The 502-nt window shown below is 72.5% G+C and carries 1 pseudogene; it reads right to left on the bottom strand.

Features of this window, described 5'->3' with window-relative positions:
• Positions 1–502, bottom strand: a pseudogene (locus J7E68_RS19745) (glycine dehydrogenase (aminomethyl-transferring)); the annotation flags it as partial.

Consider the following 502-nt stretch of genomic DNA (forward strand, 5'->3'; position numbering starts at 1 on the left):
AACCGTGCCCGACCCCGGCCCCGGCATCTGCGAGCCAGTCGCGGAGCATCGCCGTCTTGGCCGCGACCTCACGAGCGATCGCCTTCAGCCCGTCCGGGCCGTGGTACACGGCGTACATCGACGCCATCACGGCGAGCAGCACCTGCGCGGTGCAGATGTTGCTGGTCGCCTTCTCGCGGCGGATGTGCTGCTCACGGGTCTGCAGCGACAGGCGGTAGGCGGGCTTGCCGTCGGCGTCCACCGAGACGCCCACGAGACGCCCGGGGAGCTGCCGCTCGAGACCGGAGCGAACCGCCATGTAGCCCGCGTGAGGGCCACCGAAGCCGATCGGCACGCCGAAGCGCTGGGGCGTTCCGACCGCGACGTCGGCGCCGAGCGAGCCCGGGGAAGCGATGAGGGTGAGGGCGAGCAGGTCGGCAGCGACGACGGCGAGTCCACCGGCGAGGTGCGCCGCGTCGATCACCGCGGCGGGGTTCCAGACACGGCCGGATGCGGCGGGATA

It is taken from the genome of Microbacterium sp. ISL-103 (genome assembly GCF_018613995.1).
Lineage (GTDB): Bacteria > Actinomycetota > Actinomycetes > Actinomycetales > Microbacteriaceae > Microbacterium.